The organism is Chitinophaga alhagiae (genome assembly GCF_003568665.1).
In the GTDB taxonomy this organism is placed as follows: domain Bacteria; phylum Bacteroidota; class Bacteroidia; order Chitinophagales; family Chitinophagaceae; genus Chitinophaga; species Chitinophaga alhagiae.
On record NZ_QXMH01000002.1, the window covers coordinates 601,836 to 618,029 of the forward strand.

Consider the following 16,194-nt stretch of genomic DNA (forward strand, 5'->3'; position numbering starts at 1 on the left):
CATGAAATTTTACAAGCATTTCCTTTGGCTGTTGCTGCCATTGACGTTACAGGCACAACAATACAAGCCTACATGGGAATCATTAGACAGCCGCCCCGTTCCTGCCTGGTTCGAAAACGCAAAGTTCGGCATCTTCATCCATTGGGGCGTTTACTCCGTGCCCGCCTGGGCGCCCAAAGGCGTGTACTCGGAATGGTACCAGTACTGGCTGCAAAGCAAGACCGTAGCAGGCAACAACAGGCCTACGCCCACCGCCGTGGCGGACCATCACAACAAGGTATACGGCAAAGATTTTTCCTATTACCAGTTTGCGGACTATTTCAAGGCGGAAGATTATGACCCCGAAGCATGGGCAAAGCTGATCGAAAAATCAGGCGCCAAATACGTGGTGCTCACTTCCAAACATCACGACGGGTTTGCCCTCTGGCCCAGCAAAGAGGCCACCCAAGCCTTTGGCCGCCCCTGGAACGCGGTAGACGCCGCGGCCAAACGGGACCTGCTGGGAGACCTGACCGCCGCCGTAAAGAAAACGCCCGTGAAAATGGGCTTCTATTACTCGCTCTATGAATGGTACAACCCGCTTTACAAGGAAAAGAAGTACTCGCAGTACGTAAATGAACACATGCTGCCCCAGCTGAAAGACCTGGTGAACCGGTATGAGCCGGATATCATCTGGCCGGATGGAGAATGGGAGCAGAGCGATACGGTATGGCAATCCCGCGAGTTCCTGACGTGGTTGTTCAACGAATCTCCCGTGAAAGACAAGGTAGCGGTGAACGACCGCTGGGGCAAACGCCTCCGGAAAAAACACGGCGGGTACTATACCACGGAATATGAAGTGGGCGCCGCCTTTAGCCGCCCATGGGAAGAATGCCGGGGCATGGGCTTCTCTTTCGGCTACAACCGCAACGAAGACATTGAAGACTATAACAGCACGCAGTCGCTCATTTACCTGCTGGTGGACATTGTGAGCAGCGGCGGCAACCTGCTGCTTGACATCGGGCCTGACGCGCACGGTAAAATACCGCCCATCATGCAGGAGCGCATGCTGGAAATAGGCCGCTGGCTGGATGTGAACGGCGAGGCCATTTACAACACCCGCAGCTGGAAAACCAAAGTGCAGTGGTCTGCCGGCCGCCGTGACTGGAAACCGCCGCGCGGCATGGTTAGCGGTGAGGCCCTGCTGAAACAGACGGTAGCGCCGGAGCCGGGGTATGCGGTGAAAGAGGTCTTCTTCACGGCTAACGGCAATACGGTATACGCCATTGCGCCCAATCTGCCGGAAGGCCGCTTCCTTATCAGGGACGTGAACCCTTCCGCCGGCACCACGGTACAGATGCTGGGGCTTTCTCGCAACCTGCCGTTCAAAAAGGTGAAGGAAGGCATAGAGGTCACCGTACCCAAACTTTCCGTGAAGGAAGCGCCCTGCGCGCATGCCTACACTTTCAAGATAACGAAGGTGATCTGATTGAAACTGAACTATTAGCAGGAGCCTGCGCCAGGGCTCCTGTTTTTATACCATTTTTTTTAACTGTTAATTTTACAATTAAAAATTGTTTGCTATCTTGACGTGTTATAAGATTCTCACGTTATACTGATCAAATATGAACAACACGAGTTTACTGCCACTCGACTACCTGGTTTTCGCATTTTACTTTGTTATTGTAGCCGGTTACGGTTATTATATCTATCAAAAGAAAAGGAAAGCCTCAACAGATACAAAAGACTTTTTCCTGGCGGAGGGCTCCCTTACCTGGTGGGCCATTGGCGCGTCCTTGATCGCGTCCAATATTTCCGCGGAACAGTTCATCGGCATGTCTGGTTCCGGGTTTAAAATGGGCCTCGCCATTTCCACGTATGAGTGGATGGCCGCGGCCACATTGCTGGTAGTAGCCATATTTTTCCTGCCCATTTACCTGAAGAACAAGATATACACCATGCCGCAGTTCCTGCTGCAGCGGTACGACGGGCGGGTGAGCACGGCCATGGCGGTGTTCTGGCTGCTGTTGTACGTATTCGTGAACCTTACGTCTATCCTGTACCTGGGGGCGCTGGCCATTCAGACCATTTCCGGCATACCGTTCTGGACCTGCGTAATGGCGCTGTCTGTCTTCGCCATCTTTATTACGCTGGGCGGTATGAAGGTGATCGGTTATACGGATGTGATACAGGTGTTTTTCCTCATACTGGGCGGCCTGGCCACTACTTACCTGGCCCTCAACCTGGTGTCTGACCACTTTGGCGGCGGCGGTATGTGGGACGGGCTGGGGCTGCTGCGGCAAAAAGCGCCGGAGCATTTCCACATGATATTTGAACCTTCCAGCGAACATTATAAAGAGCTGCCGGGCCTGGCGGTGCTGATAGGCGGTATGTGGATCGTGAACCTGAACTATTGGGGCTGCAACCAGTACATCACGCAGCGCGCGCTGGGGGCAGACCTGAAAACCGCCCGCAACGGCCTGCTGTTTGCCGGTTTCCTGAAATTGCTGATGCCGGTGATCGTAGTGCTGCCGGGTATTGCGGCGTATGTGCTCTACAAGAACGGCATGTTCCAGCAGGAGATGATGGACGCTGCCGGTACCGTTAAGCCTGACCATGCGTACCCCGTGCTGCTCAACCTGCTGCCCGCGGGCCTGAAAGGCTTGTCTTTTGCGGCGCTCACGGCGGCCATTGTAGCTTCGCTGGCCGGTAAGGCCAACAGTATTGCCACCATCTTTACGCTGGATATCTACAAACATTTCTTCAACAAAGATGCCAGCGAGCAGGACCAGGTAAAAGTGGGCCGCTACACCATCATAGTGGCCATTATCATTGGCGCGCTGGTGGCGCCTGCGCTCAAGAGCCTGGACCAGGGTTTCCAGTTCATCCAGGAATATACCGGCTTTATTTCTCCCGGGGTATTCGCCATTTTCATTATGGGCTTCTTCTGGAAGCGCACCACGGCCAACGCCGCGCTGACGGGCGCCATACTGGCCATTCCGCTGTCTGTGGCCCTGAAGTTCGGTATGCCCGAGCTGCCCTTCATTAACCGGATGGGCTGGGTATTCATCATTATTGTGGTGATCATGGGCATTATCAGCCTGTTGGACCCCAAGAGCAAAAACAACCCGAAAGGCCTGGAAGTGGATGCTTCCATGTTCAGGCTGAACCCCGCGTTTACCGTAGGCGCCATTATCATCTGCGGCGTACTCGCGGCGTTATATACAGTATTTTGGTAACAGTGAATAATTATTTTTCCCATGTCTGCATACCTGATCGGCTACGATATTGGTTCCTCGTCTATTAAAGCCACCTTGCTGGATGCCGCCACGGGCCGCTGCCTGGCCGCCGCCACCGGCTCCGCGGAGGAGCTGGCCATCCGGGTGCCGCGCGCAGGTTGGGCGGAGCAAGACCCCGAAATGTGGTGGCAGGAAGTGGTGAAAGCCACGCACGCCCTGCAACGCCAACACCCTTTTGACGCCGCCGCGGTGAACGCCATCGGCATTGCTTACCAGATGCACGGCCTGGTATGCGTGGATGAACAGCAGCAGGTATTGCGGCCGTCCATCATCTGGTGCGACAGCCGGGCCGTAAGCATCGGAGAAGCCGCCGCCGCGGCGCTGGGCAACCGGTATACGCTGCCCCACCTCCTCAACTCGCCCGGTAATTTTACCGCGTCAAAACTGCGCTGGGTACAGCAGCATGAACCGGATGTATACGCAAAGATCAGGCACATTATGCTGCCTGGGGATTTTATAGCGATGCGCCTCACCGGGGAAGCCTGCACCACTTTATCCGGCCTGTCTGAAGGCATCTTCTGGGATTTTGCGGAACAGCAGGTATCTGCCCCTTTGCTGGAGCAGTACAACATAGATCCCGCCCTGCTATCCCGCGTGGTGCCCACTTTCGGTGAGCAGGGCCGGTTAACGGCCAAAGCTGCGGAGCTGCTGAAGCTGCGCGCCGGCATACCCGTTACCTACCGGGCGGGAGACCAGCCCAACAACGCATTTTCCCTCAACGTGCTGGAGCCGGGAGAAGCCGCTACCACCGCCGGTACCTCCGGGGTAGTGTACGCGGTGCACAACCAGGTGGCCTACGATGAACAAAGCAGGGTCAACACCTTTATACACGTGAACCACCGGCCGGAAGCCATCCGCAACGGGGTGCTGATGTGCCTCAACGGCACCGGCATCCTCAATAGCTGGCTGCGCTCCATTGCCGGCGGAATGGATTATAACACCATGAACGAACTGGCCGCCACTGCGCCCATAGGCGCGGAAGGCCTGCAGGTATTCCCTTTCGGCAACGGCGCGGAAAGGATACTGGCCAACCGCCTGCCCGGCGCCAGTATAGAAGGGCTGGCCTTCGGCGTACACCAGCAGGCGCACCTGCTGAGGGCAGGGCAGGAGGGCATTGTGAATGCGCTTACCTACGGCGTTAATATTATGCGGGATATGGGCCTGCAGATCAACCGCGTGCGCGCGGGCAAAGCCAATATGTTCCTCAGCCCGCTCTTCCGCGAAGCATTTGCTAATACCGCGGGCGTTACTATTGAACTTTATAACACAGACGGCGCGCTGGGCGCCGCGCGCGCCGCAGGGGTGGGCAGCGGCCGTTACGCCGCCATGCAGGACGCGTTCATCGGCATGGAATGCCTGGCCACCATTGCCCCGGAAAAAGAAAAGCAGCAGGCGTACAGTGAAGCCTACAGCAAATGGGACGCACGCCTGCAGCAGATTTTATCTACACTTTAAAAATCCGTTATTATGAATATCATCACCGGTAACAAAACTTATTTCCCTTCTGTTGGAAAGGTCCAGTATGAAGGCCCAAAGTCAGACAACCCGTTTGCCTACAAGTGGTACGATGAAACCAAACAGATCAACGGCAAATCCCTCCGGGAGCTGTTCAAGTTTGCCGTCAGCTACTGGCATACCTTCTGCGGTACGGGTGGAGATCCCTTCGGTCCCGGTACCAAGGCCTTTCCCTGGCTCACCGCGGCAGACCCCGTGCAGCAGGCCAAAGACAAGATGGACGCCGCATTTGAGTTTATCACCAAACTGGGCGTACCGTACTATTGTTTTCACGATATAGACCTGGTAGACGAAGGCAGCAGCCTGGCGCAGTATGAAAGCCATATGCAGCAGATAGTGGCATATGCAAAGGAAAAACAGCAGGCCAGCGGCGTGAAGCTGCTCTGGGGCACGGCCAACGTGTTCAGCAACCCGCGGTACATGCACGGGGCCTCCACCAATCCCGACTTTGCGGTGGTGGCTTACGCCGGCACGCAGGTAAAAAATGCGCTGGACGCTACCATTGCCCTGGGCGGCGAGAACTACGTGTTCTGGGGCGGCCGCGAAGGCTACATGAGCCTGCTCAACACCAATATGAAAAGGGAGCTGGACCACCTGGGCCGCTTCCTCGGCATGGCGCGTGATTATGCGCGCAAGCAGGGCTTCAAAGGCACCTTCTTCATTGAGCCTAAACCCTGTGAGCCCACCAAACACCAATATGACTATGACAGCGCCACGGTGATAGGCTTTCTCCGTGAATACGGGCTTGACAAGGATTTCAAATTGAACATTGAAGTGAACCATGCCACCCTGGCCGGCCACACCTTCCAGCATGAACTGCAGGTAGCCGCAGACGCCGGCATGCTGGGCAGCATAGACGCCAACCGCGGAGATTACCAGAACGGATGGGATACAGACCAGTTCCCCATGAACCTGAACGAGCTGACGGAAACCATGCTGGTGATACTGGAAGCCGGCGGTTTTGCAGGCGGCGGCGTTAACTTCGATGCCAAAACCCGCCGCAACTCTACAGACCTGGAAGACATTTTCCACGCCCACATTGGCGGTATGGACGCCTTTGCCCGCGCGGCCTTCATTGCAGACCGCATACTGCGCGAGTCTCCCTACAAAAAGTTCCGCACGGAACGGTATGCTTCTTTTGACGGCGGCAAAGGAAAAGAATTTGAGTCAGGCAAACTGACGCTGGAAGACCTGCGCAGCTTTGCCATGGCCAACGGAGAGCCGAAGCAGATCAGCGGCCGGCAGGAGTGGCTGGAGAACCTGGTGAACCAGTACATTTAGCCCGAACATAACTATCAACTGATACAAAAAAAGGGCCGGCTGCATGCAGCCGGCCCTTTTCATTTTGCGAAACCATGCTGGCGCCGGTGTACACAAATGTTGCCACAGCATTCATTTTACTTTCCCTCCTCCGTGCCTTTTTGTATTTTGCGCGGAAAAAACATGGCATTCTCCATACAACACCTTTCCCAAAACGGTTTTGACATTATTGAGCTGGCTGATGACGATGGCGCGCGTGTGCAGGTAATACCCTCGCTGGGCGCGCTTTTGCACGGCTTCATCATTCCGCGTGCAAAGGGCCCGCTCAACGTGATAGACAGCTATGGCAGCATGGATGACTATAACGGCCGTATACAGGACAGCTTCAAGAGCGCCAAGCTCAGCCCGTTTGCCTGCCGCATTAAAGACGCCGTTTACCAGTGGAACGGCGTGGAAAGGAAAATACAGAAATCGCCCATACACGGCCTGCTGTATGACCAGGCCTTTACGCTCATACTGGAAGAGGCCGGCAGCCAGGATGCGGTGATAGACCTGGAATACCATTACAATGGCTGGGACCCCGGCTATCCTTTCCCTTACACCTGTAACGTGCGTTACCGGCTGCTGGCGGAAAATACGCTGGAGATCTCCACCTCCGTGCTCAACCACCATACGGAAACCATTCCCGTTATGGACGGCTGGCATCCGTATTTCACTACCGGCGGCAGTGTAGACGAACTGGAATTGCAGTTCTGGTCAAAAGAAATGGTGGAATTTGACGAAAAACTGATACCCACCGGCAAAGTGCTGCCCTACACCACCTTTACAAAGGCTAAAAAGCTGGAGGGGGTGCAGCTGGACAATTCTTTCCTGCTGGATTTTACCCAGCCTTCCCCGTTATGCACCCTGCACGACCCGAGGGAGCAGGTAACCATAGAATTTCACCCTTCCACCGCCTACCCGGTATTGCAGGTGTATACGCCTCCCCACCGCAGAAGCATTGCCATAGAGAACCTTACCGGTGCGCCCAATGCCTTCAATAACGGCCTGGGACTGGTAAAGCTGGCCCCCGGCGAAAGCCTGCAATTCAGTACCACACTGCGTGTGCGGGGATAACAGCCGTTTTGGCACAAACTTTGGATTTCATACCGCAGACCCCTTATTATTCACAATTAAATCTGATGGTATGGACATCCTGATGATCAAGGACCGGTGGAACGAGATCAAAGAAAAGCTGAAAAGCATGTTTGAGGATTTGTCGGATTCCGATCTACGCTACGAACGCGGGAAAGACGACAGGCTGATAGGCCAGATCCAGATAAAGCTCGGCAAAAGCAGGGATGAGGTGATATCACTCATCCGGTCTTTGTAAAAAGCAAAAAAAGAACAACGCTATGGCCGTTTCCGGCGATACCTTGCAGGGTGCGCCGGAAACGCTATTTTAGGATACATTTAACAGGCGGCATTCACACATAACACGCTGGCTTAACTATTTTGAGGCATATTTGTTAATAGTTATATGAAGCCATTAAATATGAACGGATGAAAGCCATCAGACTGTTTCCCTTTCTCGCATTGACCTGCCTGCTGGCAGGAGGCATCACCCACAAGGCCCAGGCACAATTTGAGTCTCCCGTGCTGGTGCGTGGCCAGATCACAGACACATCAAAAAAGCTGGTGTTATACCCCGCTACCATCCGCAATAAAACAACGGGCGCCCGTGTGTTTTCGGATGTTGGCGGGTACTACCGCATCAATGCCAACAGGGGAGATGAGATATTGATCTCCTTTGTGGGGTATGAGCCGGACAGTTTCAAGGTACGCAGTGAAACAGGTACGGAGGTGCATGACATACGGCTCAAACTGCGGGAGAACTTTCTGCAGGAAGTGGAAATATCCGGTAAATGGAACCCTTACCAGCTGGATTCCCTGGCGCGGTATGAAGAGTTCAAGCCCTGGCTGGAAACACACAACCGTTCGCTGGTAGATACTTCCAAGAGAAGCACCGGGGGCTTTGGCCTGGTGTTCAGCCCCTTCACCCGCGGCTCCCGCAAGGAAAAAGACCTGCGCAAGTTCAAGAAGCTGTTTGCCGAGCACGAAAAGCAGGCGTATGTGGATTACCGGTATTCCAAAACGTTCGTTAGCCGGGTAACGGGGCTTTCAGGAGATTCCCTGCTCCGTTTCACGCAAAAGTATACGCCTACGTATGAAATGCTGCGGAACATGAACAATGAGACCCTGATCTTCTGGATATCCGAAAGGGCCAAACAGTGGAAGAAAGACCCGAATGTAACGCTGAAGCCTGACCAGTGAGGATATTAAATGGAAAAGCCGGATCATCTCCGGCTATCTCCTTTATTTTTCATTCTTAATTTCGATGTAAGCGGCGGCTTAGTTGTACACTTTCACCATGTACACAAAATCTTCCAGTTTCTTCAACTGATCTACCCGGTTCAGGCCCATGAGCTGGCTTTTCTGTTTCAGGTCGCGTTTGGCGTACTTGTCTTTCGGCAGCTCGTCCAGCAGGCGTTTCAGGTGGCCTGATTTTACCGCAAAGGCAATGCCGTCTGAAGAGGACTGTTTGCCGGTGATGATGCCTATCACTTCCCCGTCTGCATCCAGGAGAGGTGCGCCGCTGTTGCCGGGGTTGACGGGAATAGACACCTGGTAGGCCAGGGTATCTCCGTTAAAACCGGTTTGGGCGCTGATATAACCTTTACCGTATACAATTTCGTCTCTCGGGAAGCCCATGCTGAACACTTCCTCACCCGGGCGGATGGGTTGCTGCTTCAGGGCGTAGGGCAGGGGAGCGGAGCGGAAGGTGGAGTCTGCTATGCGCAGCACCGCCAGGTCGCTCGATACGTCTTCAAATATGCTGACGGCCTTGAAGGCTTCGCCTTTGTTGTTCTGGATATAGATAGAGTCCGCCCCTGCAATTACATGATAATTGGTAACCATGTAACCGTTCCGGGAAATGGCAAAGCAGGTGCCGCCATAGGTGCCGGGGTTGAGGGGGGCCTTGTTATTGCTTTTGATATCGCGGATGAGGGCGTTCTGGGAGCGCTGCATGTTGTTCAGCACCCTTCTCACGTCTTCATACTGGGCGGTAGAGGAGTTTTTGACCGCTTTCTGCATCACAGCCATGGTAGCCAGGGAGGTAACCAGGGCAATACAGGCGGCCGCGGCCAGGTTCAGCCAGGTACGCCGGCTGCGTATATTGATAACCGGGGCGGAGGGTTTGGCTGTTACCGGCACTTCCGCCCGGGTATGAATGGCGTCCATGCGGCGGAGCAGGTCTTTCCGCGCGGCGTTGGCCCGCATTTGCTGCAGCAGCAACCGGTGCTCGGTTACCTGCCTGTCAATAGCGGGATCGTTACGGCGGAGGGCGTCAAAAGCCTCCCGTTCCGGAACGCTCATGTCGCCATCAAGGTAGCGCTCTATTTCCTGTATCAAGTGTATATCGTTCATTTCACAGTGTCCTTCCGGGACTTATTTATATTGAGCAAAGAATAATTTTTTCAACCGCATCAGGCATTTGTACTTCTGGTTTTTGGCATTTTCCGCGTTGGTATAGCCAAAACGTTCCGCAATCTCCTGCATGGAACTGCCATGTACATAATAATCCTCCAGGATGGTTTTGCAGGGCTCCCCCATTTTGCCCAGCGCTTCTTCCATGAGGGCGAACTGCTGGTCTTTTTCCACCTGGGCTTCCAGGGCCTCTTCCGCCGCGGCCGTTTCCTCCAGCTCCTCGTAAATGGGCCCCTGGAAGGCGGACTGCTGCAGCTTTTTCAGCCAGATGCGCCGGCAAACCGCGTAAAGGAAGGTTTTTAGCCGGCTGGAAAGAATAAAATTGCCCTCCTGCACCTTTTCATATAACACGATCATGCTTTCCTGGAAAACGTCTCTCGCATCATCTTCAGACCCGTTATGCTGTAAGATCATCCTGGCAATGGCCGGGAAATTCTCTAAATAAATGGCTTCCAACGATTTGTCGTCATTGGCGGCCAGCCCGAGCAACAATTCCCTGTCCCGTTCTATTTGCAAAAGATTATTCACTTATTAATACGGTTAAACGTCTTTTAGTAACCCAAAGTAACCAAAATTTTTTTTTTGAAACGGCGGGTTACCTTTTTGCCCTGCCCGGTATAAAGTATAAATCTCATTTCAAAAACCTTAAAAACGATTAAAATGAAAAAAGTAGGTTTCCTGGCTCTCGCCCTCGGTCTTTTCGTAGCAGCTTGTAACAGTGCTTCTACCAGCAACACTAGCGATTCCGCTTCTATTGACAGCGCAGTAAACACTGCTGCTCCTGTTGATTCTGCTGTAGTTGACTCCGCTGCCGCTGCAGTTGATTCTGCTGTTATAGCTCCTGCTGACTCTGCTAAATAATTATAGGCAAGCAATCAAGGATATTTAATCCGGTCCCGGCCCAGTGCCGGGACTTTTTTATTTGGGTTAATTGTAATATGGCAAGAGCAGCCATGGGCCGTGGTTCAACCAGGGCCTGTATATAGCTGCCCATGACCTTGGCTATGGATGCTCCATAGCTGGTCCATGGTTGCCCTATAGATGGTCAATTATTCGGTAAGCAGGCCGCCAGCCAGGTATATAAATATTTGCTATAGCATGCAATCGGCCCTCCGGGTATTCATATTCGCGCGGAAAGGGGATGGTTGTTGAATAAAATCTATTGAAAGCCTCGTTTTATTCAATAAAATGTATTTTTTCACACTCCTGTTTGAATAATTGAAACCCTGCCTTACTTTTGTACCATCAAACAATAAAGCAAACGCATCATGCAACAACGTACCGTTGGTTACTTTTACGGATTTTACTTTTTCTGGTTCCAGGAATAGGAGGTTCGTTGTTGTTAAAATAGCTGAAAATATAACGGGCCTCCTGAAAAAGGGGGCCTTTCTTATTACAATGAATTACAATAAACTGAATATATGTCGCAAAAGAGCTTTAGCCTGTATTTCTTTTACTTTTTCTTTTACCAGGAAGAAAGCGGGACTCTCTTGTAACAACAGTTTATCATAACTAACAATTGAAGGGTCCCGGCTCGCGGGGCCCTTTTTTTATACAAATACGAACCAGTTTTTATGCACATCGCAATTCAGGGATTTGAAGGAAGTTTTCACCAGATAGCCGTACAGAAGTACTTCGGCAAGCAGCATACCATTGAAGCCTGCGCTTCCTTTCCGGAGCTGGTGCGCAAGGTGAAGAACGGTGAGGCCGGCGTGGATGGCGGCATGATGGCCATCGAGAACTCCATTGCGGGCAGCATCCTTCCCAATTACAGCCTGCTGAAAAACTCGGGGCTGCACATCATGGGAGAGCTGTACCTGCAAATTAACCAGCAGCTGATGGTACTGCCGGGGCAGGCCATTGAAGACATCCGGGAAGTACATTCCCACCCGATGGCCCTGCTGCAGTGCATGGACTTCCTGGCCCAATACCCGCAGATCAAGCTGGTGGAAACGGAAGACACGGCCCTCAGCGCCAAACATGTGCGCCAGAAGAAGCTGAAAGCCACCGCGGCCATAGCGGGGCAGCTGGCGGCGGAGCTTTTTGAACTGGATATCATTGCTCCCAACATCCATACGGCCAAAAACAATTATACCCGCTTCCTGGCCATTTCAAGGAACGGGGTGGAAGCGCCCGCGGATGCCAACAAATCTTCCGTATATTTCCAAACTTCCAATGAAAGGGGAAGCCTGGCCAAAGTGCTCACCAAAATTGCCGCCGAAGGCATCAACCTGAGCAAGATCCAGAGTTTTCCGATACCGGCCAGGGAATGGCATTATTATTTTCATGCGGACATGGAATTTGACACCCTTGCGCATTTCCAGCAGGCACTGAAAAAAATTACGCCGCTCACCGAGCACCTGACGGTACTGGGCATTTACAAAAAAGGCAAAACGCACAATTAATCATACGCACATGCAACCAACTGTAGCCAAAAGATTGCAACACACCGAAGAGTATTACTTTTCACGCAAGCTGCGCGAAATAGATGATATGAACAAAGCGGGTGCAAATGTGATCAACCTGGGTATCGGGAGTCCGGACCTTCCGCCGCATCCCTCCGTGGTAGCGGCATTGAATGAGCATGCCGCCAAACCCGGCACCCATGCTTACCAGGGCTACAAGGGCATACCGGCCCTGCGGCAGGCCATGGCCGCCTGGTACGGCCGCTTTTACGGTGTTACGCTTGACGCCGAGCGGGAAGTGCTGCCCCTCATCGGCTCCAAGGAAGGCATCATGCACATCTGCATGACCTTTCTGCAGGAAGGGGATGAGGCGCTGATCCCTGACCCCGGCTACCCCACCTACCGCTCCGCCGTGCAGCTGAGCGGCGCCACGCCAGTAACGTACTCTCTGAGCGCGGCCAACGGCTGGCAGCCGGACCTGGCGGCGCTGGAGAGAACGGACCTGAGCCGCGTGAAGCTCATGTGGGTGAACTACCCCCATATGCCCACCGGCGCGCAGCCGCTGGCCGGCACTTTTACGCAGCTGGTGGCTTTCGCCAAAAAACATCAGATATTGCTTTGCCACGATAACCCGTACAGCTTCATCCTGAACGATCAGCCGGCCAGCCTGCTGGCTACGCCGGGCGCTATGGAAGTAGCGCTGGAACTGAACTCCCTCAGCAAAAGCGGCAACATGGCCGGCTGGCGCGTGGGTATGCTGGCGGGCCGCGCGGAATTGCTGAACGATGTATTGCGTTTCAAAAGCAATATGGACTCCGGCATGTTCCAGCCCGTGCAAATGGCGGCAGTGGCCGCCCTTGAGCTGGGGCCGGAATGGTATGCGGAGCTGAACGCCATTTACGCCGCCCGCCGCAAAAAAGTATTTGAGCTGCTCAACCTGCTGGGTTGCCGGTACGATACCGCGCAAACCGGTATGTTCGTATGGGCGGAGATCCCGGCCGGTTATAAAGACGGGTTTGCCGTAAGTGACGAGGTGCTGCAGAAAGCCCATGTATTCATTACGCCCGGCGGCATTTTTGGCGCCAACGGCAACGGCTACATCCGTGTGAGCCTCTGCCGCAGCGAGCAGGTGTTTGAAGAGGCCATAGCCCGGGTGCAACAATCCATCCCCGTATCCCAAACTGTGAAAATATGATAGCAACCGTAGTAGGAGTAGGATTAATAGGCGGTTCGCTGGCCATCAGCCTCAAGGAAAAAGGCGTGGCCAACTGGGTGATCGGCGTAGACTTTAACGAAGAGAACGTGAAAAGGGCGCAGGAGCTGAACATCATTGATGAAGGCGCTACCCTGGAAGATGCCATGAACCGCAGCCAGCTGATCATACTGGCCATACCGGTAGACGCCCTGCTCCAGACCCTTACCTCTATTTTGGACAAGGTGGGCCCGCAACATGTGATCATGGACGTAGGCTCTACCAAACAAAAATTATTGCAGCTCGTTGCCGGTCATTCCAAACGGGGGCGTTTTGTGGCCGCCCACCCCATGGCCGGCACCGAGTACTCCGGGCCGGATGCGGCCGTACGCAACCTGTTTGCGCAAAAAACAATGGTGCTTTGCGATGTGAAGAACAGCGATGAAGATGCGGTGGAGCTGATAGAGGCCATGGTAGACAAGCTGAACATGCGCACGGTGTACATGAACGCGGAAGAGCATGACCTGCATACCGCTTACGTGTCTCACATCTCCCACATCACCTCCTTTGCCCTGGCGCTTACGGTGCTGAAGAAAGAAAAGGAGCAGGGCCGCATTTTTGAACTGGCCAGCGGCGGTTTTGAATCTACCGTGCGCCTCGCCAAAAGCTCGCCTGATACGTGGGTGCCCATCTTCAAGCACAACCGCAACAATGTGCTGGACGTGCTGGAAGAACACATCCACCAGCTGGAGCAAATGAAAAAACTGCTGCAGGAAGAAGACTACGATACCTTCTATAAACTGATACAAAAGAGTAACAAGATCAAAAAGATCCTGAAATAAAAAACAACATCCGGTCAATTATTAACACGTCATATTACAATGGAACAGATCTTAGCAAAAACAAAATTCGCCGATCCGGCTTCAGACAAAAAGCCGCTGATCATTTCCGGGCCTTGCTCCGCAGAAACAGAAGAGCAGGTGCTGGCCACGGCGCTGGCGCTGTCTAAAACAGGTAAAGTGGATGTGCTGCGCGCAGGCATCTGGAAACCCCGCACCCGCCCCGGTTCTTTTGAAGGCATCGGTCCCAAGGGTTTGCCCTGGCTGCAGAAAGCCAAAGAGCTGACCGGTATGCCGGTGGCCGTGGAAGTGGCTACCGCCAAGCAGGTGGAAGATGCGCTGCACTTCGGCGTGGACATTCTCTGGATAGGCGCCCGCACCACGGTAAACCCGTTCTCCGTGCAGGACGTGGCGGATGCGCTGAAAGGCGTGAAAGTGCCCGTGCTCATCAAGAACCCCATCAACCCTGACCTGGAACTGTGGATCGGCGCGGTAGAGCGTATCCAGAAAGCCGGTATCGAAAAGCTGGGCCTCATTCACCGCGGCTTCTCCAGCTACGGCAATACAGAATACAGGAACGCTCCCATGTGGCACCTGGCCATTGAGCTGAAACGCCGCCACCCCGAGCTGCCCATGATCTGCGACCCCAGCCACATCAGCGGCCGCCGCGATATTCTGCAGGCAGTAGCGCAGGAAGCCATTGACCTGGATTACGATGGCCTGATGCTGGAAACGCACGTAGACCCTGACAATGCATGGAGCGATGCCAAACAGCAGATCACGCCTGAAAAATTCGGTGAGATGCTGGACAATATCACCTGGAGGCACGAGCGTACAGACCAGAAAGAATTTAACACCGCCCTGGAAAAACTGCGTAACCAGATCAACGGTATTGATGATGAAATTCTGCTGCTGCTGGGCAACCGGATGAAAATTGCGGAAAAGATCGGCCTGTACAAGAAGGAGAACAACATCACCATCCTGCAGACCAACCGCTGGAACGAGATACTGGACCGCGGCATCCGCGCCGGCGAAAAGCTGGGCCTCACCAAAGATTTCGTACTGAAATACTTTGATGCGGTACACCTGGAATCCATCAACCGCCAGAACAAAGTGATGAACGACTAAGCCCAATTTTTTCAGTATAACATATGACAACGCAATCGCACCGCTTTCAACATTCCACCACAAAGTATTACCTCGGCGAAAGCCTGGCCAACCTGGCGGAATATGTGGATAAAGACCGTACCATTCTGCTGCTGGACGAGAATGTAGACCATCACTACGCGGAGGTGCTGCCCGGCTGGAAAAAGCTGGTAGTGCCGGACGGGGAAGAGAACAAGACCATGAACGTGGTGGAACAGATCATCAACGGCCTGATAGAACTGGAGGCAGACCGCAAAACCATGCTGGTAGGCATTGGCGGCGGCATGCTGACAGACATTACCGGCTTTGCGGCCAGCATTTACATGCGGGGCATCCCCTTCGGGTTTGTACCTTCCACGCTGCTGGCCCAGGTAGATGCTTCCATTGGCGGCAAGAACGGGGTGAGCCACGGCATGCACAAGAACATGCTGGGCACCATCAACCAGCCCGCCTTCATCCTGTTCGACTACAGCCTGCCGGCTACCATGCCCGAAACGGAATGGTGCAACGGCTTTGCAGAGATCATCAAATATGCCTGCATATATGATGCGGAGTTGTTTACCTACCTGGAAAACAACAAAGACAAGGCCCTGGAGCAGGATGTAAGCGTACTGCAATACCTGGTGGAAAAATCGGTAGCGACCAAAACCAAATTTGTACTGGAAGATGAGTTCGAAAGCGGTGTACGCCGCTGGCTGAATTTTGGTCATACCCTCGGGCATGCGGTTGAAAAGCTGGAGAATATTGCACACGGCCAGGCGGTGGCCATCGGGATGGTAGCAGCTGCTAAGATCTCCGAAAAAATAACCAAGCTGCCATCCGAACAAACCAACCGGCTCATCCGTTTGATCAATGATTACCGCCTGCCGGTAACCATGCAGTCTGACAAGGATGAGGTGTTCAATATTTTCAGGCTGGACAAAAAGCGCGAGAAAGACCATATTCACTTTGTACTGCTGGAAGAGATCGGGAAGGCCACCACGCACCCGATCCCTCTTGACGAGCTGAAACAAATATTAAAAGAACTGTAA

The 16,194-nt window shown here is 53.6% G+C and carries 15 protein-coding genes; 12 read left to right on the top strand and 3 right to left on the bottom strand.

Annotated elements, in window-relative coordinates; translation table 11 throughout:
- Position 1: 1 nt before the first annotated feature.
- The 7 genes from D3A97_RS13395 (at position 2) to D3A97_RS13425 (ending at position 8,366) form a co-directional block, all read left to right on the top strand.
- Positions 2–1,468, top strand: a complete 1,467-nt coding sequence (locus tag D3A97_RS13395) for an alpha-L-fucosidase (protein WP_119078995.1) — start codon at positions 2–4, stop codon at positions 1,466–1,468.
- 136 nt (positions 1,469–1,604) lie between these two features.
- Positions 1,605–3,218: a sodium/sugar symporter gene (locus tag D3A97_RS13400; protein ID WP_119078996.1), complete on the top strand. Its 1,614-nt coding sequence runs from the start codon at positions 1,605–1,607 to the stop codon at positions 3,216–3,218.
- A gap of 21 nt (positions 3,219–3,239) precedes the next feature.
- Complete coding sequence (locus tag D3A97_RS13405; protein WP_119078997.1) at positions 3,240–4,733, top strand: xylulokinase; 1,494 nt, start codon at positions 3,240–3,242, stop codon at positions 4,731–4,733.
- 12 nt (positions 4,734–4,745) lie between these two features.
- Entirely contained in the window at positions 4,746–6,074 is a 1,329-nt protein-coding gene (gene xylA, locus D3A97_RS13410; protein ID WP_119078998.1) for a xylose isomerase, read from the top strand.
- Positions 6,075–6,236: 162 nt separating this feature from the next.
- A complete protein-coding gene (locus D3A97_RS13415; RefSeq protein WP_157986531.1) occupies positions 6,237–7,169 on the top strand; it encodes an aldose 1-epimerase in 933 nt (310 codons plus the stop codon).
- Positions 7,170–7,239: 70 nt separating this feature from the next.
- Positions 7,240–7,425: a CsbD family protein gene (locus D3A97_RS13420; protein WP_119079000.1), complete on the top strand. Its 186-nt coding sequence runs from the start codon at positions 7,240–7,242 to the stop codon at positions 7,423–7,425.
- A gap of 170 nt (positions 7,426–7,595) precedes the next feature.
- Positions 7,596–8,366, top strand: a complete 771-nt coding sequence (locus D3A97_RS13425) for a carboxypeptidase-like regulatory domain-containing protein (protein WP_119079001.1) — start codon at positions 7,596–7,598, stop codon at positions 8,364–8,366.
- A 78-nt stretch (positions 8,367–8,444) separates the two neighbouring features.
- On the opposite strand, the gene D3A97_RS13430 is transcribed toward D3A97_RS13425, so the two are convergent.
- Genes D3A97_RS13430 through D3A97_RS24840 form a run of 3 tightly spaced genes read right to left on the bottom strand, consistent with a single transcriptional unit; the run spans position 8,445 to position 10,456 of the window.
- Positions 8,445–9,521: a trypsin-like peptidase domain-containing protein gene (locus D3A97_RS13430; RefSeq protein WP_119079002.1), complete on the bottom strand. Its 1,077-nt coding sequence runs from the start codon at positions 9,519–9,521 to the stop codon at positions 8,445–8,447.
- Between the two features lie 21 nt (positions 9,522–9,542).
- A complete protein-coding gene (locus D3A97_RS13435; protein WP_232825961.1) occupies positions 9,543–10,097 on the bottom strand; it encodes an RNA polymerase sigma factor in 555 nt (184 codons plus the stop codon).
- 35 nt (positions 10,098–10,132) lie between these two features.
- Positions 10,133–10,456 carry a hypothetical protein gene (locus D3A97_RS24840; protein WP_157986532.1) on the bottom strand — a complete coding sequence of 108 codons (324 nt, stop codon included), beginning with the start codon at positions 10,454–10,456 and terminating at the stop codon, positions 10,133–10,135.
- A gap of 699 nt (positions 10,457–11,155) precedes the next feature.
- Between D3A97_RS24840 and D3A97_RS13445 the strand changes: the two genes are divergently transcribed.
- Genes D3A97_RS13445 through aroB form a run of 5 tightly spaced genes read left to right on the top strand, consistent with a single transcriptional unit; the run spans position 11,156 to position 16,194 of the window.
- Positions 11,156–11,986, top strand: a complete 831-nt coding sequence (locus D3A97_RS13445) for a prephenate dehydratase (protein ID WP_119079005.1) — start codon at positions 11,156–11,158, stop codon at positions 11,984–11,986.
- A 10-nt stretch (positions 11,987–11,996) separates the two neighbouring features.
- Positions 11,997–13,181 (top strand): pyridoxal phosphate-dependent aminotransferase, encoded by a 1,185-nt coding sequence (locus D3A97_RS13450; protein WP_119079006.1) that lies wholly within the window; start codon positions 11,997–11,999, stop codon positions 13,179–13,181.
- A complete protein-coding gene (locus tag D3A97_RS13455) occupies positions 13,178–14,020 on the top strand; it encodes a prephenate dehydrogenase (protein WP_119079007.1) in 843 nt (280 codons plus the stop codon). The genes D3A97_RS13450 and D3A97_RS13455 overlap by 4 nt, the downstream gene beginning before the upstream one ends.
- 39 nt (positions 14,021–14,059) lie before the next feature.
- Positions 14,060–15,145, top strand: coding sequence for a chorismate mutase (locus tag D3A97_RS13460; RefSeq protein WP_119079008.1), 1,086 nt, complete (start codon positions 14,060–14,062; stop codon positions 15,143–15,145).
- 23 nt (positions 15,146–15,168) lie between these two features.
- Positions 15,169–16,194: a 3-dehydroquinate synthase gene (gene aroB, locus D3A97_RS13465; protein ID WP_119079009.1), complete on the top strand. Its 1,026-nt coding sequence runs from the start codon at positions 15,169–15,171 to the stop codon at positions 16,192–16,194.

Excerpts from the sequence above, each read along its gene's own strand:
- D3A97_RS13395 (WP_119078995.1), top strand. The coding sequence starts at position 2 with ATGAAATTTTACAAGCATTTCCTTTGGCTGTTGCTGCCATTGACGTTA.
- D3A97_RS13400 (WP_119078996.1), top strand. The coding sequence starts at position 1,605 with ATGAACAACACGAGTTTACTGCCACTCGACTACCTGGTTTTCGCATTT.
- D3A97_RS13405 (WP_119078997.1), top strand. The coding sequence starts at position 3,240 with ATGTCTGCATACCTGATCGGCTACGATATTGGTTCCTCGTCTATTAAA.
- xylA (WP_119078998.1), top strand. The coding sequence starts at position 4,746 with ATGAATATCATCACCGGTAACAAAACTTATTTCCCTTCTGTTGGAAAG.
- D3A97_RS13415 (WP_157986531.1), top strand. The coding sequence starts at position 6,237 with ATGGCATTCTCCATACAACACCTTTCCCAAAACGGTTTTGACATTATT.
- D3A97_RS13420 (WP_119079000.1), top strand. The coding sequence starts at position 7,240 with ATGGACATCCTGATGATCAAGGACCGGTGGAACGAGATCAAAGAAAAG.
- D3A97_RS13425 (WP_119079001.1), top strand. The coding sequence starts at position 7,596 with ATGAAAGCCATCAGACTGTTTCCCTTTCTCGCATTGACCTGCCTGCTG.
- D3A97_RS13430 (WP_119079002.1), bottom strand. The coding sequence starts at position 9,521 with ATGAACGATATACACTTGATACAGGAAATAGAGCGCTACCTTGATGGC.
- D3A97_RS13445 (WP_119079005.1), top strand. The coding sequence starts at position 11,156 with ATGCACATCGCAATTCAGGGATTTGAAGGAAGTTTTCACCAGATAGCC.
- D3A97_RS13450 (WP_119079006.1), top strand. The coding sequence starts at position 11,997 with ATGCAACCAACTGTAGCCAAAAGATTGCAACACACCGAAGAGTATTAC.
- D3A97_RS13455 (WP_119079007.1), top strand. The coding sequence starts at position 13,178 with ATGATAGCAACCGTAGTAGGAGTAGGATTAATAGGCGGTTCGCTGGCC.
- D3A97_RS13460 (WP_119079008.1), top strand. The coding sequence starts at position 14,060 with ATGGAACAGATCTTAGCAAAAACAAAATTCGCCGATCCGGCTTCAGAC.
- aroB (WP_119079009.1), top strand. The coding sequence starts at position 15,169 with ATGACAACGCAATCGCACCGCTTTCAACATTCCACCACAAAGTATTAC.